The following is a 19,997-nucleotide window of genomic DNA, read 5'->3' on the forward strand; positions in this document are numbered from 1 at the left end:
GGTCTCATAGTTCAATGGATAGAACAAGTCTCTCCTAAAGATTAGATCCGAGTTCGATTCTCGGTGAGACCACATCAGTGATTACAGACAAGACGGATGGCGTAAACATTGCGGCCAACCATTATTGCCTTATTTTAAAACAATATCAGAGACTTAAATTTTAAATTTATGGAAAATAAAGAAAAGCAGGAGGGACAGTTCCAGCTCGAACTTCCTCAGAATGTTGCTCAGGGTGAATATGCAAACTTCGCACTCATCACCCACTCTCGTTCAGAATTCATCGCAGACTTCGCCCGCGTATTGCCAGGTCTTCCAAAGGCAGTCATCAACAGCCGTGTGATTCTCGCTCCGGAGCACGCCAAGCGTCTGCTCATGGCTCTTCAGGAGAACGTGGCTAAGTATGAGCACGAGTTCGGCAAGATACAGCTTCCTGGTCAGGAAGGCAAGACCATCGCTCCATTCAACGTAAACAAGGGCGAGGCTTGATCTATAGGCTAATTACGGATGCGCCAATCCCCGTTGATGGCGGATGGATGGCATCGCGGAAAAAATAATGACGGATGCGCAGTAGAGATGATACTCGATGCGCATCCGTCTTTTTGTTTGTTTGTCAGCAAGGCTGGCGGTTATTTGCCGATATCCAACTTCCAGTTGCCGTCCTCATCCTTGCGGAGCTTGATGTCGTCGGTGGTCTCGGAGCCGTCGCCCATCACTATCTTCATCTTTACTATGGCAGTCTTGCCGTCCTCTGAGATCTCCTCGCTCAGAGCTTCGTATGACTTGATGCCGTCCTGCTTCTCAAATTTCTTCGTTGCCTTGTCCTTCATCATGGCTACGAGCATCTGCTTCTCGTCCTCAATCTCCTTCTTGTCCTTGCCCTCTTCCTTCTTCTGATAGATGAGGTCCACATATCCCTCGTAGTCGCCCTTCTGGATGCAGGCAATTGACTTTTCGGCAACCTTGGTAGGAGTGTTGCTGTTGCATGATGTCATCACGAGTGTCAGGATAAGGACACCTAAAATTGTCATTAGCTTTTTCATAATTGTAGTTGGGTTTAGTTAATAATGTTATTTAAATAAATAGTGTTGTCATCGTTCGTTCCTTTGATGCTGTTGTAACTTGTTCTCTTTTGAGAATGTCGTCACTCGCTCTTTTGTGGATGTCGTCATCGTTTGTTCCTTTTGCCGGTGCCGTCATTGTGTGTCCTGGAATGTGACGATTCTCTTCAGCCTGCGGCATCTGAGAAAGTCGGAGGGGTAGATGACGTGGCTGAATTTCACTCCCGGCAGTATTGCGTCGTGGCGTATGCCGTTGGTGATGTCGATGCCGCATTTCTGGTATACATGTGCCACGAGCTGGCTGCAATACATCTTCGTGGTGTCGCTGTCGTTGTAGTCGTCGTCGAAGAGCGTGCCCCGTTTGTATATCCCGTAGGCAAGGCGGGCGCTCTTCTCTGCCGTTTCCCTGTCTCGGTATCTCAGCACGCATCCTTTTGATGCCCTGATGGTGGAGAAGAAATCCTCAGGCCGCTCCATCTTTACCCTGTCAACGTCGCCCTCGAAGTCCGGTTCGTCGGGTACGGCATGTACCACCATCTTCCTGCCGCATGAGTCAACGATGATGCCGCAGTGGGAGAAGTCTGACCCGCCGTCGGCTATTCTCACGGCGCGGCTAGTGAGTCCTGTTCCTTTGCGCAGCACTATGTCGCCCTCTTCAAGAGTGGTGCCGGCAGGCATGATGCAGTGAGCCTTCTCGTCTTTCTTGCTGCATGCTGTCAGGATACAGACAATTACAAATGTCAGTAGCCCGAATTTCTTGGGTATTGATAGAAGTGCTTTCCTCATCAGCTTGCTGTTGGTTTCTGCAAATATACGCAATAGTCGGAAATAAACAAAATTTTTACACCTTATTATATATATAGGAGCGAAAAATAACTTTCTGAAGTGTTTGCCTGGGTGTTGTACCTATTTTTTTTGAAGCCATATCATCGGTGGTCGCTGAAAATGCAATATAGTCTGAACTTTTTCTTGAGACGTTCTGACTATCAGCTTTTGTCTGTGCCTTTTCCGTTTCGCCTTTGATGGCGGCTAAGGTGTATATGTGTGACGTGTATCTGTCGGCAGGACGTAGATGTTTTTTAATTTCTTCTTATTCAGCTTGTTATATTGCGTGTCTTAAGTCATGGTTTTGTTCTTGTTTTGCGTTACAAAACGTTAATAAAGTATATATCGTGTAAAATTATGAGTGTAAGAAAAGTTGTAAGACTCCATTTATTAGGTAATATAAAAAAAAGTTCCTACCTTTGCAACCCAAATTGGTCTTATGGCTGAGACCGTATTGTAATATCTTGATAATAACAAAATAATAAATATAAAATTAAAAATTAAAAACAATGCCTACAATTCAGCAATTGGTAAGAAAAGGCAGAAGGGTGCTTGTTGACAAGAGCAAGTCTCCAGCTTTGGACTCATGTCCTCAGCGTCGTGGAGTCTGCGTCCGTGTCTACACCACAACCCCTAAGAAGCCTAATTCGGCAATGAGAAAGGTTGCCCGTGTTCGTTTGACAAACCAGAAAGAGGTGAACTCTTACATTCCAGGAGAGGGACACAACTTGCAGGAGCACTCAATCGTGCTTGTTCGCGGTGGTCGTGTTAAGGACCTTCCTGGTGTGCGTTATCACATCGTTCGTGGTACTCTTGATACCGCAGGTGTAGCTAACCGTACACAGCGTCGCTCTAAGTATGGTGCTAAGCGTCCAAAGCAGAAGTAATCATAACCGAGAGGTTTAAAATCTAACATTTTAATCGTTTTGCTGGAGAATTGTTATAACAGGTTGAGTAAGCGGCTCAAGAGAGAGCACTGAAGAACATTGACAGCCCCAAGCAGAATTTATTTTCAAAACAAGAAATGAGAAAAGCAAAACCAAAGAAACGCGTGATCCTTCCGGATCCAGTTTTCAACGACCAGAAGGTCTCTAAGTTCGTGAACCACTTGATGTATGACGGAAAGAAAAACACCTCATACGAAATTTTCTACAAAGCATTGGATACCGTAAAGGAGAAGATGTCAAATGAGGAGAAGTCTGCCCTTGAGATTTGGAAGACTGCTCTCGACAATATCACTCCACAGGTGGAGGTTAAGAGCCGTCGTATCGGTGGTGCTACCTTCCAGGTGCCTACAGAGATTCGCCCAGACCGCAAGGAGAGCATCTCTATGAAGAACATGATCGCTTTCGCTCGCAAACGCGGCGGAAAGTCAATGGCTGACAAGCTGGCTGCAGAGATCATGGATGCTTTCAACAACCAGGGTGGTGCCTTCAAGCGTAAGGAGGACATGCACCGTATGGCTGAGGCTAACCGTGCGTTCGCTCACTTCAGATTTTAATTTTTTGATAAGGTAAAAAAGAATCATGGCAAAGCAAGATTTACATTTGACCCGCAATATCGGTATTATGGCTCACATCGATGCCGGTAAGACAACAACTTCTGAGCGTATCCTGTTCTATACAGGTAAGACTCATAAGATTGGTGAGGTGCATGACGGTGCCGCTACAATGGACTGGATGGCACAGGAGCAGGAGCGTGGTATCACCATTACCTCTGCTGCTACTACCTGTAACTGGAACTATGCAGGCAAGTCATACAAGATCAACTTGATCGATACTCCGGGACACGTTGACTTCACCGCTGAGGTGGAGCGTTCACTCCGTGTACTCGATGGCGCTGTTGCTACATACTGTGCAGTAGGTGGTGTTCAGCCACAGTCTGAGACCGTATGGCGTCAGGCTGACAAGTATAATGTACCTCGTCTGGGTTACGTGAACAAGATGGACCGCTCAGGTGCTGACTACTTCGACGTACTCCGTCAGATGAAGGAAGTGCTGGGTGCCAACCCTGTTTCTCTCGTAGTGCCTATCGGTAGCGAGGAGACTTTCAAGGGCTTGATCGACCTTATCAAGATGAAGGCTATCTTCTGGCACGATGAGACAATGGGTGCTGAGTATGAGGTAGACGAAATTCCTGCTGACCTCAAGGACGAGGCTGAGGAATGGAGAGGCAAGCTGGTTGAGTCTGCTGCCGAATTCGACGAGGCTCTCATGGAGAAGTACTTCGAGGATCCTGATTCTATAACAGAAGAGGAACTCATGGCTGCTCTCCGCAAGGGTACTCTCGCAATGGAGTGCACACCGGTTCTCTGTGGTTCTTCATTCAAGAACAAGGGTGTTCAGACTCTTCTTGACTATGTTTGCGCATTCTTGCCATCACCACTCGATACACCGAACATCGTGGGTACTAACCCTGATACAGGTGCAGAGGAAGACCGTAAGCCATCTGAGGATGAGCCTACATCAGCTCTTGCGTTCAAGATCGCTACCGACCCATACGTTGGTCGTCTCGTGTTCTTCCGCGTATACTCTGGTAAGGTGGTTGCTGGTTCTTATGTATACAACACTCGCTCACGCAAGAAGGAGCGCGTTAGCCGTCTGTTCCAGATGAACTCTGCTAAGCAGATTCCTATGGAGATTATCGACGCTGGTGACATCGGTGCAGGTGTAGGTTTCAAGGATATCCGTACTGGTGATACTCTCTGCGACGAGGAGCACCCAATCGTACTCGAGTCAATGACATTCCCTGATCCAGTGATCGGTATCGCTGTTGAGCCAAAGAGCCAGGCTGACGTTGACAAGCTCGGTATCGGTCTCGCCAAGCTCGCTGAGGAGGACCCAACCTTCACAGTACACACTGACGAGCAGAGCGGTCAGACTGTTATCTCTGGTATGGGTGAGCTTCACCTCGACATCATCCTCGACCGTCTGAAGAGAGAGTTCAAGGTTGAATGTAACCAGGGTAAGCCTCAGGTTAACTACAAGGAGGCTATCACCAAGACCGTTAACCTCCGTGAGGTTTACAAGAAGCAGTCTGGTGGTCGTGGTAAGTTCGCTGACATCATCGTAAACGTTGGTCCTATCGACGAGGACTACAAGGAGGGCGGACTCCAGTTCATCAACGAGGTTAAGGGTGGTAACATTCCTAAGGAGTTCATCCCATCAGTACAGAAGGGATTTGAGAACGCAATGAAGAACGGTGTTCTCGGTGGCTATCCTATGGACAGCTTGAAGGTAGTTCTCGTGGATGGTTCATTCCACCCGGTTGACTCCGACCAGCTTTCATTCGAAATCGCTGCTCTCCAGGCTTACAAGAACGCTTGCGCTAAGGCAGGTCCAGTTCTTATGGAGCCTATCATGAAACTCGAGGTTGTTACTCCAGAGGAGAACATGGGTGACGTGATCGGTGACTTGAACAAGCGCCGTGGACAGGTAGAGGGAATGGACGAGACTCGTTCTGGTGCCCGTATCGTTCGCGCTATGGTTCCGCTGGCAGAGATGTTCGGTTATGTAACAGCTCTCCGTACAATCACTTCAGGTCGTGCTACAAGCTCTATGGAGTATGACCATCATGCAGCTCTCTCTAACACTATCGCCAAGGCAGTGCTCGAGGAAGTTAAGGGTCGTACAGACCTCCTGTAAAAAACACATATTAGAGAGAGAGGACGCCATTTAGCGTATGACTCTTAATTGACGTGCCTCTCTCTTTATTTCTTATATTATTAATTTCAAAATTAAAAATGAGTCAGAAAATCAGAATCAAGCTGAAGTCTTACGACCACAAGTTGGTTGACAAGTCAGCAGAGAAGATCGTGAAGGCAGTAAAGGCTACAGGTGCCATCGTTAGCGGTCCTATTCCATTGCCTACACACAAGCGTATTTTTACCGTTAACCGCTCTACTTTCGTTAACAAGAAGTCTCGTGAGCAGTTCCAGCTCAGCGATTACAAGCGTCTTATCGACATCTACAGCTCAACAGCAAAGACCGTTGACGCCCTGATGAAGCTTGAGTTGCCAAGCGGTGTAGAAGTAGAAATCAAAGTATAGTTTAATTTTTTAATATTAATTGAAATGCCAGGATTAATTGGAAAAAAAATCGGAATGACATCCGTTTTCAGTGCCGACGGTAAGAATGTACCGTGCACTGTTATCGAAGCAGGTCCTTGTGTTGTAACTCAGGTAAAGACCGTTGAGAAGGACGGTTACCAGGCCTATCAGTTGGCTTACGGCGAGATGAAGGAGAAGAATACCACTAAACCTATGCTCGGCGTATTCAAGAAGGCAGGTACAACACCAAAGAGACACTTGGCCGAGTTCAAGTTTGACGAGGAGTACAACCTCGGTGACACCATTACGGTTGAGATCTTCAACGACACAAACTTCGTTGACGTTGTAGGTACCTCAAAGGGTAAAGGTTTCCAGGGTGTCGTTAAGCGTCACGGATTCGGTGGTGTAGGACAGTCTACTCACGGACAGGACGACCGCGCCCGCAAACCGGGATCTATCGGTGCTTGTTCTTACCCAGCAAAGGTATTCAAGGGAATGCGCATGGGCGGACAAATGGGAGGCGACAGAGTGACAACTCAGAACCTCAAAGTGTTAAAGGTAATTCCAGAGCACAATCTTATTCTCGTTAAGGGAAGTGTAGCTGGTTGTAATGGTTCAACCGTAATAATTGAGAAATAATGGAAATTAGCGTATTAAATATCAAAGGTGAGGACACTGGAAGAAAGGTTACGTTAAACGAATCAATCTTCGGAATTGAGCCTAATGACCATGTTCTTTATCTCGATGTAAAGCAGTACCTCGCTAACCAGCGTCAGGGAACAGCAAAGTCTAAGGAGAGAAGTGAGCATGCTGGTTCTACACGTAAGCTCGGACGTCAGAAAGGTGGCGGCGGCGCACGTCGTGGTGATATCAACTCACCTGTACTCGTTGGTGGTGGTCGCGTATTCGGTCCTAAACCACGTGACTATCGTTTCAAGCTGAACAAGAAAGTTAAGTCTCTCGCACGCAAGAGCGCTCTTTCTTACAAGGCTCAGGAGAATGCTATAGTTGTTGTTGAGGACTTCACTTTTGAGGCTCCAAAGACTAAAGAATTCGTAAATGTTGCTAAAAATCTTAAAGTTGACGGACGTAAGACTCTCTTGGTTTTGCCAGAAGTAAATAAAAACGTATATTTGTCAGCTAGAAATTTGCAGCGTACCGAAATCATGACTGCTTCGGCCCTCAATACTTACAAGGTTTTGAACGCTGATGTTCTTGTCGTGACTGAAAATTCGCTCAAGGCAATCGACGGAATCTTAACAAAATAAATTAATAGGAGACAGTAAATTATGGCATTCATTATCAAACCATTGGTCACTGAGAAGATGACTAAAATTACAGACAAGTCTTCTGTTGAGAAAACTTACAAGGTAAAGGGTGAGACACGCACAAAGAAGGCAGAGGCTAAGTATGGCTTCATCGTTCGCCCAGAGGCCGGTAAGCTCGAGATTAAGAAAGAAATTGAAAGTCTGTATAACGTTACAGTAATTAATGTAAATACGCTTCGTTACGCTGGTAAGCGCTCAAGCCGCTATACAAAGGCCGGACTCATCAAGGGTCAGAAGAACGCGTATAAGAAGGCAATCGTTACTCTGAAAGAGGGCGATACAATTGATTTTTACAGCAATATCTAAAATAAAAAATGGCAGTACGTAAATTTAAACCGGTTACACCGGGTCAAAGACACAAGGTTATTGGCACGTTCGAGGAGATTACTGCATCCGTGCCAGAGAAGTCTCTCGTTTACGGTAAACGTTCTACCGGCGGTCGAAACAACACCGGTAAGATGACTGTCCGCTATCGTGGCGGCGGTCACAAGAAGAAGTTCCGTATGATCGACTTCAAACGAGAGAAAGATGGTGTTCCAGCTGTAGTAAAGACAATTGAGTATGATCCAAACCGCTCGGCTCGTATCGCTCTCTTGTTCTACGCAGATGGAGAAAAACGTTACATTATTGCTCCCAATGGACTGCAGGTAGGTACTACCCTGATGTCTGGTAAGGATGCAGCGCCTGAGATTGGAAACACTCTCCCGCTCGCTAACATCCCAGTAGGTACAGTGATTCACAACATTGAATTGCGTCCTGGACAGGGTGCCCTGCTCGTTCGTTCGGCTGGTAATTTTGCTCAGTTGACTTCTCGTGAAGGCAGTTATTGTGTTATCAAACTCCCTTCTGGCGAGACTCGTCAGATTCTTAGTGCTTGTAGAGCTACTGTAGGTAGCGTAGGTAACTCGGACCATGCTCTTGAGTCGTCTGGTAAGGCAGGTCGCTCACGTTGGCTTGGTCGTCGTCCACACAACCGTGGTGTTGTAATGAACCCAGTTGATCACCCAATGGGTGGTGGTGAAGGACGTCAGTCTGGAGGTCATCCACGTTCACGTAAGGGCTTGTATGCTAAGGGACTCAAGACAAGAGCTCCAAAGAAGCATTCTAACAAGTATATTATTGAAAGAGCTAAGAAATAATCAAGTTAATTAGAGTAAATTATGAGTCGTTCATTAAAAAAAGGTCCGTACATTAACGTATCGCTCGAGAAGAAAATTCTCGCTATGAATGAAAGCGGAAAGAAGAGTGTCGTTAAAACATGGGCTAGAGCATCAATGATTTCCCCTGATTTTGTGGGTCACACTGTTGCAGTTCATAACGGAAATAAATTTATTCCTGTTTACATTACCGAAAACATGGTCGGCCACAAGCTTGGTGAGTTCTCACCAACACGTCGTTTCGGCGGACATGCTGGTAATAAGAAATAACAGGCAAACCATTGTAAAAAGAAATTAAAATGGGAGCAAGAAAAAAAATATCGGCTGAGAAAAGAAAAGAGGCCTTGAAAACAATGTACTTTGCGAAGCTCAATGGCGTTCCTTCTTCTCCACGCAAAATGCGCTATGTAGTTGACATGGTTCGTGGCATGGAGGTTAACCGCGCCCTTGGAGTTCTCAAATTCTCTAACAAGGCTGCAGCTGCAGACGTAGAGAAGTTGTTGCGCTCTGCTATCGCAAACTGGGAAACAAAAAATGACCGTAAGGCTGAAGACGGTGAACTTTATATCTCTAAGGTCTTCGTTGACGAGGGCGTTACAATGAAACGTATGAGACCGGCACCACAGGGCCGTGGTTACAGAATCCGCAAGCGTAGCAACCACATCACTCTGTTTGTTGATGCCAAAACTAATGATGAAAAATAATATAGTAGAATGGGACAGAAAGTAAATCCAATAAGCAACCGTCTTGGTATCATTAGAGGTTGGGAGTCAAATTGGTTCGGTGGTAAGAACTTCGGCGATAATTTGGTAGAGGATACCAAAATCCGTAAGTATCTTAACGAGCGTCTGGCTAAGGCTAGCGTTTCCCGCATCGTCATCGAGCGTACTTTGAAGCTTGTTACCATCACTATATGCACAGCCCGTCCGGGTCTCGTCATTGGTAAGGGTGGTCAAGACGTTGACAAGTTGAAGGAAGAGTTGAAGAAACTCTACGACAAGGAGATTCAGATTAATATTTTCGAGGTTAAGAAGCCTGAGCTTGACGCATCAATCGTTGCTAATAACATAGCAAGACAAGTTGAGGGTAAGATCGCTTACCGTCGTGCTATCAAAATGGCTGTTGCAAACACTATGCGTGCAGGTGCTGAGGGTATCAAGGTACAGATCACTGGCCGTCTGAACGGTGCCGAGATGGCACGTAAGGAAATGTACAAGGAGGGACGTACTCCTCTGCATACATTCCGCGCTGACATCGACTACTGTCAGGCAGAGGCACTCACAAAGGTTGGTCTGCTTGGTATCAAGGTTTGGATTTGCCGCGGCGAGATTTACGGCAAGGTAGATCTCACACCTAACTTCACACAGGAGAAGTCTAATGGCGGACGTCAGGGTGGCAAGCCAAGAGGTAACCGTAAGAGAAACAATAACCGTTAAAGTTAGAAACAAACATGTTACAGCCTAAAAGAGTAAAATACAGAAGACCTCAAGATGGACGTGGTAATAAAGGCAACGCTCACAGAGGTACACAGCTGGCTTTCGGATCATTCGGTATCAAGACACTTGAGGCAAAATGGTTGGATAGCCGCCAGATAGAGGCTGCCCGTATCGCAGTCAATCGTTATATGCAGCGTGAGGGTCAGGTATGGATCCGCATTTTCCCGGACAAACCAATCACTCGCAAGCCTGCTGACGTCCGAATGGGTAAAGGTAAGGGAGATCCAGCAGGATGGGTAGCCCCTGTTACTCCAGGACGCGTTCTTTTCGAGGTTGAAGGCGTTTCTTTTGACATAGCAAAGGAGGCTCTTCGTCTCGCAGCGCAGAAATTGCCTGTTAAGACTAAATTTATTGTTAGACGTGATTTCGATAAAAACGCTTAATTATGAAGATTAAAGAAGTAAAAGAACTCGAAACCAAGGACTTGGTAGAGAGAATAGAGTCAGAGGTTGCAAAGTACAATCAGATGAAACTTAATCATGCGATCACTCCTCTAGAGAATCCATCTCAGATTAAGTTGGCACGTCGTGACATCGCACGCATGAAGACAGTACTCCGCGAGAGAGAACTTAACAAATAACAATGGTCCAGATGGAAACAAGAAATTTAAGAAAGACAAGAACGGGTGTCGTTATCAGTAACAAGATGGATAAAACCATTGTTATTGCCTCTAAGTTCAAGGAGATGCACCCTATATATGGTAAGTTTGTCCAGAAGACAAAGAAATACCACGCTCATGATGAAAAGAATGAGGCTAACGTAGGTGATACAGTCCTCATTATGGAAACTCGTCCTTTGAGTAAGACAAAGAGATGGAGATTAGTTCAAATAATTGAAAAAGCTAAGTAAATATGATACAAGCAGAATCAAGACTTACTGTATGTGATAACAGCGGCGCCCGTGAGGCTTTGTGCATCCGTGTGCTTGGTGGAACACGCCGCCGTTATGCAAGTGTTGGTGACGTGATCGTAGTTTCTGTAAAGAACGTCATCCCGTCAAGTGATTTGAAAAAAGGTGCAGTATCTAAGGCTTTGATTGTTCGCACAAAGAAGGAGATTCGTCGTGCTGATGGTTCTTACATCCGTTTCGATGACAATGCTTGTGTTTTGTTGAACAATGCTGGTGAAATCCGCGGTAGCCGTATCTTCGGCCCTGTTGCCCGCGAATTGCGTGCAGTCAACATGAAAGTCGTTTCTTTGGCACCTGAGGTTCTTTAATATTTAAAGTAAGAGATTAATGAATAAGTTACATATTAAGAAAAACGATACAGTCATCGTTCTGGCCGGTGAGGACAAGGGCAAGACTGGTAAGGTGCTGAAGGTACTGGTTGACAAGCAGCGTGCTATCGTAGAGGGCGTGAATATGGTCTCTAAGAGCACAAAGCCAAGTGCTAAGAACCCTCAGGGAGGTATTGTAAAGCAGGAAGCTTCTATACATATCTCTAACTTGAGTTTGATAGATCCTAAGAGTGGCAAGGCTACTCGTATTGCAATTAAGATGAACGATGAGGGCAAGAAGGTCCGCATCGCTAAAAAGTCAGGGGAGGAAATCAAATAATGAATACAGCTGAATTAAAAACCGTTTACGCAGAGACAATCGCTCCTGCACTCCAGAAACAGTTCAACTATTCTTCTAAGATGCAGATTCCTGCCCTCAAGAAAATCGTTGTAAACCAGGGTCTCGGAGATGCGACACAGGACAAGAAGATCATTGATGTCGCTATCAACGAAATCACTGCTATCACTGGTCAGAAGGCAGTAGCAACATATTCTAAGAAGGATATCGCTAACTTCAAGCTTCGTAAGAAGATGCCTATCGGTGTTATGGTGACATTGCGTCGTGAGCGCATGTATGAGTTCCTCGAGAAACTCGTGCGCATCGCCCTTCCTCGTATCCGCGACTTCAAGGGTATCGAGAGCAAGTTCGACGGCCGTGGTAACTACACACTTGGTGTTACAGAGCAGATCATCTTCCCGGAGATCAACATCGACTCTATCGACCGCATCCAGGGTATGAACATCACTTTCGTGACATCTGCCAACACGGATGAAGAGGGTTATGCTTTGTTGAAGGCTTTCGGCCTTCCTTTCAAGAACGCTAAAAACGATAAATAAGATATGGCAAAAGAGTCAATGAAAGCTCGCGAGGTAAAACGTGCCAAACTGGTGGCACGTTATGCCGAGAAACGCGCAGCGTTGAAGAAGGTTATCGCAACTTCTAACGATCCTGTAGAGGCATACGAGGCAGCTCGTAAGTTGCAGTCTATTCCAAAGAATGCAAATCCAATCCGCTTGCACAACCGTTGCAAGATAACAGGTCGTCCAAAGGGTTATATCCGTCAGTTCGGTCTCTCTCGTATTCAGTTCCGTGAGATGGCTTCTGCAGGACTCATCCCTGGAGTTAAGAAGGCAAGCTGGTAATAAGCAGTTTCAATTTTTTAATATTGTCGGGGTAGGCCCGATTAATTAAACATTTTATATAATGACAGATCCAATAGCAGATTATCTAACGAGGTTGAGAAATGCAATCATGGCTCATCACCGTGTTGTAGAAGTTCCAGCTTCTAACTTGAAGAAGGAAATCACTAAAATCCTCTTCGAGAAGGGATACATCCTTAACTACAAGTTTGTAGAGGATGGTCCTCAGGGTTCTATCAAGGTTGCCTTGAAGTATGACCCACAGACTAAGGCAAACGCAATCAAGTGCCTTAAGAGAGTTTCCACCCCAGGTCTTCGTAAGTACGCTGGTTACAAGGAAATGCCGAGAGTTATCAACGGATTAGGTATTGCAATATTATCTACATCCAAAGGTGTAATGACTAACAAAGAGGCTGCCGACCTGAAGATCGGTGGTGAGGTTCTTTGCTACGTATATTAATTGGAGGATTGAATATGTCAAGAATAGGTAAATTACCAATTAGTATTCCAGCTGGAGTTACAGTAGCTCTTAACAACGGCGTTGTAAGTGTAAAGGGTCCTAAGGGTGAGCTTTCACAGAAGGTTGACAGCTCAATCATCGTTAAGATAGAGGATGGACATGTTGTTCTTTCTGTTGACGAGAACAGCCCTGTTAACTATAAGCAGAAAAATGCTTTCCACGGACTTTACCGTGCTTTGATCCACAATATGGTTGTTGGTGTAAGCGAAGGTTATCAGAAGGTCTTGGAGCTTGTAGGTGTTGGTTATCGTGTTTCAAACCAGGGAAACCTCATCGAGTTCTCTCTTGGTTATACACACCCAATTTTCATTCAGCTTCCTAAGGAAGTTAAGGTTGAGACTAAGTCTGAAAGAAATCAGAATCCTATCATAATTCTTGAGTCTTGTGACAAGGAGTTACTGGGACTTATCTGTGCAAAAATTCGTTCTTTCCGTATGCCTGAGCCTTATAAAGGAAAAGGTATCTTGTTCAAGGGTGAGGTTATCCGCAGAAAGTCTGGTAAGACAGCTGCAGCTAAGTAACTTTAATAATTTTCGATTATGACAACTAATAAAGTAGAAAGACGAATTAAGATAAAATACAGAATACGTAAGCGTGTCAACGGTACAACCGAGCGTCCACGTATGAGTGTTTTCCGTAGCAATAAGCAAATTTACGTTCAGATTATCAACGACCTGACAGGCACTACACTTGCCTCTGCTTCATCACTCGGACTTGAGGCTATGCCTAAGAAGGAGCAGGCTGCCAAGGTTGGCGAGCTCGTAGCCAAGAAGGCTATCGAGGCTGGCATCTCTAAGGTGGTTTTCGACCGTAACGGTTATCTCTACCACGGACGAGTTAAGGAGTTGGCTGATGCAGCACGTAAAGGCGGTCTAATTTTTTAATCGATTATGGCAATGAATAAAGTAAAAATAAATAGTGACGTTGAGTTAAAAGACAGATTGGTTGCTATTAACCGTGTTACCAAGGTTACCAAGGGTGGCCGTACTTTCACCTTCGCTGCAATTGTCGTTGTTGGCGATGGAAACGGTGTCATCGGTTGGGGTCTTGGCAAAGCAGGTGAAGTTACTGCTGCCATAGCAAAGGGTGTAGAGTCTGCAAAGAAGAACCTTGTAAAGGTTTCTCTTCTCAAGGGTACTATCCCTCACGAGATCGAGGCTAGCTTCGGTGGTGCAAAGGTATTCCTTCGCCCAGCAGCAGCCGGTACCGGACTTGTAGCAGGTGGTGCTATGCGTGCTGTATTGGAGAGTGTTGGTATCAAGGACGTTTTGGCTAAGTCAAAGGGCTCTTCCAACCCACACAACCTCGTAAAGGCTACTATCGTTGCATTGAGCCAGCTGCGCGATGCATACACAGTGGCACAGACTCGTGGTATTTCACTTGATAAAGTATTTAACGGTTAATAAAGGAGAATTTTTATGGCAACAATAAAGATCAAACAGATTAAGAGTAAGATCGGTGCTCCAGTTGACCAGAAGCGCACTCTTCAGGCGCTGGGCTTGACAAAGATTTCACAGGTTGTAGAGCATGAAGATAATCCTACTATCCGCGGAATGATTAGAAAGGTACACCACTTGGTAAGTGTTGTTGATTAATTACTCGTAACATTAAAAAAAGAACAATTATGAAATTACATAATTTACAGCCAGCTGAAGGCTCTACACATTCACGTCGTCGTATCGGCCGTGGTACAGGTTCTGGACTCGGTGGTACTTCTACTCGTGGACACAAGGGTGCCAAGGCTCGTTCTGGTTATAAGAGAAAGATTGGCTTCGAAGGTGGTCAGATGCCTTTGCAGCGTCGTGTTCCTAAGTCTGGTTTCAAGAACATCAACCACAAGGAATACTTTTCTGTAAACCTTTCTACTCTTCAGACTTTGGCAGAGAGCAAGAACCTCACTAAGATCGGTCTTGCTGAGCTCAAGGAGTTCGGAGTAGTAAAGGGTAGAGTACTCGTTAAGATTCTTGGAAACGGCGAGTTGAAGGCTAAGCTCGATGTAGAGGCAAACGCTTTCTCTAAGACTGCTGAAGAGGCAATCAAGGCAGTTGGTGGTAACACAACTATAATCTAAGTAAATGAAAAAGTTTATTGAGACACTGAAGAACTGTTGGAAGATTGAGGATCTGCGTCAGCGCATCCTCATCACGATCCTGTTCGTGGCGATTTATCGTTTCGGCTCTTTCGTAGTGCTTCCTGGTATTAACCCTGCAATGTTGGAAAAACTGCAGAATCAGACAAGTGGCGGTTTGATGTCACTGTTGGATATGTTCTCCGGTGGTGCGTTTTCTCATGCTTCTATTTTCGCATTGGGAATAATGCCTTACATCTCAGCTTCTATCGTTATGCAGCTGCTTGCTGTCGCTGTGCCTTACTTCCAGAAGATGCAGCGTGAGGGCGAGAGTGGCCGCAAGAAGATCAACTGGTACACACGAGTATTGACTGTGTTCATACTCGTGTTCCAGGCTCCTTCTTATCTGATGAACCTCAAGGCGCAGGCTTACGGAGCTTTGGCTCCTGGCCTCGACTGGGGATCTTTCATCCTCACAGCCACTATCATCCTTGCAGCTGGTAGTATGTTTGTTCTCTGGCTCGGTGAGCGCATCACTGACAAGGGCGTCGGCAATGGTGTTTCTCTTATCATTATGATCGGTATCATTGCCCGTCTTCCACAGGCTTTCATTCAGGAGACAAGTTCTCGCTTTACCGCCATCACAAACGGTGGTCTGGTAATGTTCATCATTGAGCTTCTCATCCTCTATCTTGTGGTTTGTGCTGCATTGCTCCTCACCCAGGGCACTCGAAAAGTTCCTGTACAGTATGCTAAGCGTATTGTCGGCAACAAGCAATATGGTGGCGCTCGTCAGTATATTCCTTTGAAGCTTTTCGCTGCAAACGTTATGCCTATCATCTTTGCTCAGGCTTTGATGTTCATTCCTCTCGCAGTGGTTCAGTATTCTACTGATGCCTCTAACGAAATCATCCGTTCTCTGATGGATCACCGTAGTTTGCTGTACAATATCGTGTTCGCAGTGCTTATCATTGCCTTCACATATTTCTATACAGCCATTACATTGAATCCTACTCAGATGGCAGAGGATATGAAACGTAATAATGGTTTCATTCCTGGCGTTAGGCCTGGTAAGGAAACAGCGGATTACATTGAGACGGTGATGAGCCGTATCACATTCCCTGGTTCTTTGTTCATCGCCTTCATTGCAATCATGCCTTCACTGGCAGCGTTGCTCAACGTGCAGGATGGATTTGCACAGTTCTTCGGTGGTACTTCTCTTCTGATTCTCGTAGGTGTCGTTATCGATACACTGCAGCAGATCGAGAGCCACATGATGATGAGACATTACGATGGTCTTCTCAACTCAGGACATGTTCGCGGTCGTAACGCTGGCGTTTCCGCTTACTAAGCACTGTGCAGATGAAAGTTTTTCTGAAGACTGAAGATGAAATTGAATTAATGCGTAAAGCCAATCAGTTGGTGTCCCAGACACTGACTGAATTGGCTAAACGTATAAAGCCCGGAGTAACTACTCTATACCTTGACAAGGTTGCTGAGGAATTCATTCGTGACCACGGAGCAATCCCGACGTTCAAGAATTTCCCGAATCCCTATGGCGACCCGTTTCCGGCTAGTATCTGTACTTCCGTTAATGACATTGTGGTTCATGGAATACCAAGTGAAGATACTGTTCTCAAAGATGGCGATATCATCTCCATCGATTGTGGAACATTGCTGGATGGCTTCAATGGTGACTCTTGCTACACGTTCTGTGTAGGTGAGGTTTCCGATGAGATAAAGCTACTGTTGTCCACGACAAAAGAAGCTTTATACAAAGGAATCGAGAATGCGGTAGCCGGTCGTCATCTTGGCGACATCGGTTCTGCCGTTCAAGACCATTGTGAGAAAAAAGGTTATGGAGTCGTAAGGGAGTTGACGGGCCATGGCATAGGAAGAGAGATGCACGAAGACCCCCAGGTACCCAACTATGGCCGGAGAGGTAACGGCATCCTGCTGAAGTCAGGAATGTGTCTTGCCATTGAGCCTATGATTACGATGGGAGACCGCAAGATTGCGATGTTGCCCGACCATTGGTCTATATGCACTCGCGACGGAAAGCCGGCTGCTCACTTCGAGCATACCTTGGCAGTGAGAAACGGTAAGGCAGAAGTTTTATCTTCGTTTAGTGAAATAGAAAAATTAGAAGCAAATTATTAAGTTATGGCAAAGCAAGCCGCAATTGAGCAAGATGGAACAATCGTAGAGGCACTCTCTAACGCCATGTTCCGCGTTGAGTTGGAGAATGGTTGTCCTATCACAGCCCACATCTCAGGAAAGATGAGGATGCACTACATCAAGATTCTTCCTGGTGACAAGGTAAAGGTGGAGATGAGTCCATACGATTTGACCAAAGGCAGAATAGTATTTAGATACAAATAAACTATAGAGATATATGAAGACAAGAGCATCATTGAAGAAACGTACACCCGACTGCAAGATCGTTCGTCGTAAAGGTCGTCTGTTCGTTATCAACAAGAAGAACCCTAAGTACAAGTTGCGTCAGGGTTAAAAAAGGGTTGGCACCCTGATTGTGAAGTCAGTCGTGTCGCTTTATTAACAAACAAATTTATTTATTTTATCATTTAACACAAAATGGCAATAAGAATTGTTGGAGTAGATTTGCCCCAGAATAAGCGTGGCGAAATCGCATTGACTTATATCTACGGTATAGGTCGAAGTAGTTCAGCAAAGATATTGGACAAGGCTGGTGTTAGCCGTGACTTGAAAGTCAACGAGTGGTCTGACGACCAGGCAGCCAAGATCCGTGAAATTATCGGCGCTGAATTCAAAGTAGAAGGTGATCTCCGTTCAGAGATCCAGTTGAATATCAAGCGACTGATGGACATTGGTTGCTATCGTGGAGTTCGTCATCGTAACGGTCTTCCAGTACGTGGTCAGAGCACAAAGAACAATGCTCGTACACGTAAGGGAAAGAAGAAGACTGTTGCAAATAAGAAAAAGGCTACTAAATAATAATTAGAGTTATGGCAAAGAAAACAGTCGCAAAGAAAAGAAATGTTAAGGTTGACGCTCTCGGACAGTTGCATGTTCATAGCTCCTTTAACAACATTATCGTGTCATTGGCCAACAGCGAGGGTCAGATCATCTCTTGGTCTTCAGCTGGTAAGATGGGCTTCCGTGGTTCTAAGAAGAACACTCCTTACGCTGCTCAGATGGCAGCAGAGGATTGCGCCAAGGTCGCTTTCGACCTCGGTCTTCGCAAGGTGAAGGCATACGTTAAGGGTCCAGGTAACGGTCGTGAGTCAGCTATCCGTGCTATCCACGGTGCCGGCATCGAGGTTACAGAGATCGTAGACGTTACTCCATTGCCACACAACGGATGTCGTCCTCCAAAGCGTAGAAGAGTTTAATCAAGAAGAATACCCAATCTGCCTTGCATCGCAAGTGGTTTTTTCTGGCGATGCAGGGCATCAACAAAGATTTTTTAAATATTATGGCTAGATATACAGGTCCGAAATCAAAAATTGCGCGTCGTTTTGGTGAGCCAATCTTCGGCGCAGACAAAGTTTTGTCTAGGAGAAACTTCCCTCCTGGACAGCATGGCAACAATCGTCGCAGAAAGATGTCTGAGTACGGTGTCATGTTGGCAGAGAAGCAAAAGGCTAAATACACCTATGGTGTACTTGAGCGCCAGTTCCGTAATATGTTTGAGAAGGCTGCAAAGGCTGAAGGTATCACCGGTGAGGTGCTGCTCCAGAACCTTGAGTGCCGTCTTGACAACGTAGTATTCCGTCTTGGTATAGCTCCTACACGTGCAGCTGCCCGCCAGCTCGTTAGCCACAAGCATATCGTAGTTGATGGCAAGGTTGTTAACATACCTTCATTTGCCGTTAAGCCAGGTATGGTTGTTGGTGTTCGCGAGAAGGCTAAGTCTCTCGAGGTTATCGAGACAGCGCTCGCTGGCTTCAACCACAGCAAGTACCCATGGATCGAGTGGGACGAGAACACAAAGAGCGGCAAGTTCTTGCACAAGCCAGAGCGTGCTGATATTCCTGAGAATATCAAGGAACAGTTAATCGTTGAGTTGTACTCTAAATAATCATTAAATTAATGGCGATATTAGCATTTCAAAAACCCGACAAAGTTGTAATGTTGGAGGCCAATGACAAATTCGGCAAGTTCGAGTTCCGTCCTCTTGAGCCAGGCTTCGGTGTTACCATAGGCAACGCGTTGCGCCGCATTCTGCTTTCCTCCCTTGAGGGTTATGCCATCAACACCATCCGCATAGCTGGTGTTGAGCATGAGTTCTCCTCAGTTCCTGGAGTTAAGGAGGATGTAACTAACATTATCTTGAATTTGAAGCAAGTAAGATTCAAGCAAGTAGTAGAAGAATTCGAGAACGAGAAAGTTAGTGTCACCGTTGAGAATTCCACAGAATTCAAGGCTGGTGATATCGGTAAGTATCTGACTGGATTTGAAGTGTTAAACCCTGATTTGGTGATTTGTCATTTAGACGCAAAAGCATCAATGCAGATAGACCTCACTATCAACAAAGGCCGTGGCTATGTTCCGGCTGATGAGAACCGTGAGTTCTGCACCGATGTCAACGTAATTCCAATCGATTCAATTTACACCCCAATCCGTAACGTGAAATATGCCGTTGAGCCATATCGTGTTGAGCAGAAGACCGACTACGACAAGCTCCTCCTTGAAGTCACTACGGATGGTTCCATTCACCCGAAAGACGCACTTAAAGAGGCTGCCAAGATCCTGATTTATCACTTCATGCTGTTCTCTGACGAGAAGATCACTCTCGAGAACACTGACGTTGAGACAAACCAGGAGTTCGACGAGGAAGTTCTCCACATGCGCCAGCTCCTCAAGACACGCCTTGTAGACATGAACCTCAGCGTTCGTGCCCTCAACTGTCTGAAGGCAGCCGACGTAGAGACACTCGGCGATCTCGTACAGTACAACAAGACAGACCTCTTGAAGTTCCGCAACTTCGGTAAGAAATCGCTTTCTGAGCTTGATGATTTGCTCGAGAGTCAGAATCTGTCGTTTGGAACCGATATTTCTAAGTACAAATTAGATAAGGAATAATATCCGCATACAG

35 protein-coding genes and 1 tRNA gene are annotated in these 19,997 nt (G+C 45.6%); 34 read left to right on the plus strand and 2 right to left on the minus strand.

Features of this window, described 5'->3' with window-relative positions; genetic code table 11:
• Positions 1-72, plus strand: a tRNA-Arg gene (locus tag ACDC99_RS11495).
• Between the two features lie 96 nt (positions 73-168).
• Complete coding sequence (locus ACDC99_RS11500) at positions 169-486, plus strand: DUF3467 domain-containing protein (RefSeq protein WP_022315717.1); 318 nt, start codon at positions 169-171, stop codon at positions 484-486.
• Between the two features lie 140 nt (positions 487-626).
• Here ACDC99_RS11500 and ACDC99_RS11505 read toward each other — a convergent pair whose 3' ends face one another.
• Positions 627-1,028, minus strand: a complete 402-nt coding sequence (locus ACDC99_RS11505) for a DUF4878 domain-containing protein (protein WP_197065801.1) — start codon at positions 1,026-1,028, stop codon at positions 627-629.
• Positions 1,029-1,193: 165 nt separating this feature from the next.
• Positions 1,194-1,844 (minus strand): YiiX/YebB-like N1pC/P60 family cysteine hydrolase, encoded by a 651-nt coding sequence (locus ACDC99_RS11510; RefSeq protein ID WP_288767787.1) that lies wholly within the window; start codon positions 1,842-1,844, stop codon positions 1,194-1,196.
• 548 nt (positions 1,845-2,392) lie between these two features.
• Between ACDC99_RS11510 and rpsL the strand changes: the two genes are divergently transcribed.
• The 32 genes from rpsL (at position 2,393) to ACDC99_RS11670 (ending at position 19,984) form a co-directional block, all read left to right on the plus strand.
• Positions 2,393-2,770, plus strand: coding sequence for a 30S ribosomal protein S12 (rpsL, locus tag ACDC99_RS11515; RefSeq protein ID WP_022315720.1), 378 nt, complete (start codon positions 2,393-2,395; stop codon positions 2,768-2,770).
• Between the two features lie 137 nt (positions 2,771-2,907).
• Complete coding sequence (rpsG, locus tag ACDC99_RS11520) at positions 2,908-3,384, plus strand: 30S ribosomal protein S7 (RefSeq protein ID WP_022315721.1); 477 nt, start codon at positions 2,908-2,910, stop codon at positions 3,382-3,384.
• A 25-nt stretch (positions 3,385-3,409) separates the two neighbouring features.
• Positions 3,410-5,527 carry an elongation factor G gene (gene fusA, locus ACDC99_RS11525; protein WP_022315722.1) on the plus strand — a complete coding sequence of 706 codons (2,118 nt, stop codon included), beginning with the start codon at positions 3,410-3,412 and terminating at the stop codon, positions 5,525-5,527.
• 98 nt (positions 5,528-5,625) lie between these two features.
• The gene (rpsJ, locus tag ACDC99_RS11530) at positions 5,626-5,931 is read left to right on the plus strand and encodes a 30S ribosomal protein S10 (protein ID WP_009228666.1); all 306 of its coding nucleotides are present in this window, start codon (positions 5,626-5,628) and stop codon (positions 5,929-5,931) included.
• A gap of 24 nt (positions 5,932-5,955) precedes the next feature.
• Entirely contained in the window at positions 5,956-6,570 is a 615-nt protein-coding gene (gene rplC, locus ACDC99_RS11535) for a 50S ribosomal protein L3 (RefSeq protein ID WP_022315723.1), read from the plus strand.
• Positions 6,570-7,199 carry a 50S ribosomal protein L4 gene (rplD, locus tag ACDC99_RS11540; RefSeq protein ID WP_022315724.1) on the plus strand — a complete coding sequence of 210 codons (630 nt, stop codon included), beginning with the start codon at positions 6,570-6,572 and terminating at the stop codon, positions 7,197-7,199. The genes rplC and rplD overlap by 1 nt, the downstream gene beginning before the upstream one ends.
• 21 nt (positions 7,200-7,220) lie before the next feature.
• Positions 7,221-7,565, plus strand: a complete 345-nt coding sequence (rplW, locus tag ACDC99_RS11545) for a 50S ribosomal protein L23 (RefSeq protein WP_022315725.1) — start codon at positions 7,221-7,223, stop codon at positions 7,563-7,565.
• A gap of 8 nt (positions 7,566-7,573) precedes the next feature.
• Positions 7,574-8,398 carry a 50S ribosomal protein L2 gene (gene rplB, locus ACDC99_RS11550; RefSeq protein ID WP_042519092.1) on the plus strand — a complete coding sequence of 275 codons (825 nt, stop codon included), beginning with the start codon at positions 7,574-7,576 and terminating at the stop codon, positions 8,396-8,398.
• 21 nt (positions 8,399-8,419) lie between these two features.
• Complete coding sequence (gene rpsS / locus ACDC99_RS11555) at positions 8,420-8,686, plus strand: 30S ribosomal protein S19 (RefSeq protein ID WP_022315727.1); 267 nt, start codon at positions 8,420-8,422, stop codon at positions 8,684-8,686.
• A gap of 29 nt (positions 8,687-8,715) precedes the next feature.
• Complete coding sequence (rplV, locus tag ACDC99_RS11560; RefSeq protein WP_022315728.1) at positions 8,716-9,120, plus strand: 50S ribosomal protein L22; 405 nt, start codon at positions 8,716-8,718, stop codon at positions 9,118-9,120.
• A gap of 9 nt (positions 9,121-9,129) precedes the next feature.
• Positions 9,130-9,852, plus strand: a complete 723-nt coding sequence (rpsC, locus tag ACDC99_RS11565) for a 30S ribosomal protein S3 (protein ID WP_022315729.1) — start codon at positions 9,130-9,132, stop codon at positions 9,850-9,852.
• A 14-nt stretch (positions 9,853-9,866) separates the two neighbouring features.
• Positions 9,867-10,295 carry a 50S ribosomal protein L16 gene (rplP, locus tag ACDC99_RS11570; RefSeq protein ID WP_022315730.1) on the plus strand — a complete coding sequence of 143 codons (429 nt, stop codon included), beginning with the start codon at positions 9,867-9,869 and terminating at the stop codon, positions 10,293-10,295.
• A gap of 2 nt (positions 10,296-10,297) precedes the next feature.
• The gene (rpmC, locus tag ACDC99_RS11575; RefSeq protein ID WP_022315731.1) at positions 10,298-10,492 is read left to right on the plus strand and encodes a 50S ribosomal protein L29; all 195 of its coding nucleotides are present in this window, start codon (positions 10,298-10,300) and stop codon (positions 10,490-10,492) included.
• Between the two features lie 2 nt (positions 10,493-10,494).
• Entirely contained in the window at positions 10,495-10,761 is a 267-nt protein-coding gene (rpsQ, locus tag ACDC99_RS11580; protein ID WP_082026239.1) for a 30S ribosomal protein S17, read from the plus strand.
• Positions 10,762-10,763: 2 nt separating this feature from the next.
• Positions 10,764-11,129: a 50S ribosomal protein L14 gene (rplN, locus tag ACDC99_RS11585; protein ID WP_009231165.1), complete on the plus strand. Its 366-nt coding sequence runs from the start codon at positions 10,764-10,766 to the stop codon at positions 11,127-11,129.
• Between the two features lie 19 nt (positions 11,130-11,148).
• A complete protein-coding gene (gene rplX, locus ACDC99_RS11590) occupies positions 11,149-11,469 on the plus strand; it encodes a 50S ribosomal protein L24 (protein WP_022315733.1) in 321 nt (106 codons plus the stop codon).
• Positions 11,469-12,026 (plus strand): 50S ribosomal protein L5, encoded by a 558-nt coding sequence (rplE, locus tag ACDC99_RS11595; RefSeq protein ID WP_022315734.1) that lies wholly within the window; start codon positions 11,469-11,471, stop codon positions 12,024-12,026. Before rplX ends, rplE begins: the two co-directional genes overlap by 1 nt.
• Positions 12,027-12,029: 3 nt before the next feature.
• Positions 12,030-12,332 (plus strand): 30S ribosomal protein S14, encoded by a 303-nt coding sequence (gene rpsN / locus ACDC99_RS11600; protein WP_022315735.1) that lies wholly within the window; start codon positions 12,030-12,032, stop codon positions 12,330-12,332.
• A gap of 61 nt (positions 12,333-12,393) precedes the next feature.
• On the plus strand, positions 12,394-12,789 hold the full coding sequence (gene rpsH, locus ACDC99_RS11605; protein WP_022315736.1) for a 30S ribosomal protein S8: 396 nt from the start codon (positions 12,394-12,396) through the stop codon (positions 12,787-12,789).
• Positions 12,790-12,803: 14 nt separating this feature from the next.
• Complete coding sequence (rplF, locus tag ACDC99_RS11610; RefSeq protein WP_022315737.1) at positions 12,804-13,370, plus strand: 50S ribosomal protein L6; 567 nt, start codon at positions 12,804-12,806, stop codon at positions 13,368-13,370.
• A gap of 18 nt (positions 13,371-13,388) precedes the next feature.
• Positions 13,389-13,733 (plus strand): 50S ribosomal protein L18, encoded by a 345-nt coding sequence (gene rplR, locus ACDC99_RS11615; RefSeq protein WP_370756780.1) that lies wholly within the window; start codon positions 13,389-13,391, stop codon positions 13,731-13,733.
• Positions 13,734-13,739: 6 nt separating this feature from the next.
• Positions 13,740-14,252 carry a 30S ribosomal protein S5 gene (rpsE, locus tag ACDC99_RS11620; protein WP_042519089.1) on the plus strand — a complete coding sequence of 171 codons (513 nt, stop codon included), beginning with the start codon at positions 13,740-13,742 and terminating at the stop codon, positions 14,250-14,252.
• A 15-nt stretch (positions 14,253-14,267) separates the two neighbouring features.
• Complete coding sequence (gene rpmD / locus ACDC99_RS11625) at positions 14,268-14,444, plus strand: 50S ribosomal protein L30 (RefSeq protein ID WP_022315740.1); 177 nt, start codon at positions 14,268-14,270, stop codon at positions 14,442-14,444.
• Between the two features lie 29 nt (positions 14,445-14,473).
• A complete protein-coding gene (gene rplO, locus ACDC99_RS11630) occupies positions 14,474-14,920 on the plus strand; it encodes a 50S ribosomal protein L15 (RefSeq protein WP_022315741.1) in 447 nt (148 codons plus the stop codon).
• Positions 14,921-14,924: 4 nt separating this feature from the next.
• Positions 14,925-16,268: a preprotein translocase subunit SecY gene (gene secY, locus ACDC99_RS11635; protein ID WP_022315742.1), complete on the plus strand. Its 1,344-nt coding sequence runs from the start codon at positions 14,925-14,927 to the stop codon at positions 16,266-16,268.
• A gap of 11 nt (positions 16,269-16,279) precedes the next feature.
• Positions 16,280-17,077, plus strand: a complete 798-nt coding sequence (map, locus tag ACDC99_RS11640; protein WP_370756781.1) for a type I methionyl aminopeptidase — start codon at positions 16,280-16,282, stop codon at positions 17,075-17,077.
• A 3-nt stretch (positions 17,078-17,080) separates the two neighbouring features.
• On the plus strand, positions 17,081-17,299 hold the full coding sequence (gene infA, locus ACDC99_RS11645) for a translation initiation factor IF-1 (protein WP_022315744.1): 219 nt from the start codon (positions 17,081-17,083) through the stop codon (positions 17,297-17,299).
• Positions 17,300-17,312: 13 nt separating this feature from the next.
• Positions 17,313-17,429 carry a 50S ribosomal protein L36 gene (gene rpmJ / locus ACDC99_RS11650; RefSeq protein ID WP_006950529.1) on the plus strand — a complete coding sequence of 39 codons (117 nt, stop codon included), beginning with the start codon at positions 17,313-17,315 and terminating at the stop codon, positions 17,427-17,429.
• Between the two features lie 83 nt (positions 17,430-17,512).
• Positions 17,513-17,893, plus strand: a complete 381-nt coding sequence (rpsM, locus tag ACDC99_RS11655; protein WP_022315745.1) for a 30S ribosomal protein S13 — start codon at positions 17,513-17,515, stop codon at positions 17,891-17,893.
• An 11-nt stretch (positions 17,894-17,904) separates the two neighbouring features.
• On the plus strand, positions 17,905-18,291 hold the full coding sequence (rpsK, locus tag ACDC99_RS11660) for a 30S ribosomal protein S11 (protein WP_042519081.1): 387 nt from the start codon (positions 17,905-17,907) through the stop codon (positions 18,289-18,291).
• Between the two features lie 83 nt (positions 18,292-18,374).
• Entirely contained in the window at positions 18,375-18,980 is a 606-nt protein-coding gene (gene rpsD, locus ACDC99_RS11665; RefSeq protein WP_288575616.1) for a 30S ribosomal protein S4, read from the plus strand.
• 11 nt (positions 18,981-18,991) lie between these two features.
• The gene (locus ACDC99_RS11670) at positions 18,992-19,984 is read left to right on the plus strand and encodes a DNA-directed RNA polymerase subunit alpha (RefSeq protein WP_370756782.1); all 993 of its coding nucleotides are present in this window, start codon (positions 18,992-18,994) and stop codon (positions 19,982-19,984) included.
• The last annotated feature ends 13 nt before the right edge of the window (positions 19,985-19,997 follow it).

The sequence above is a fragment of the Prevotella pectinovora genome (genome assembly GCF_041323955.1).
GTDB lineage: Bacteria > Bacteroidota > Bacteroidia > Bacteroidales > Bacteroidaceae > Prevotella > Prevotella pectinovora.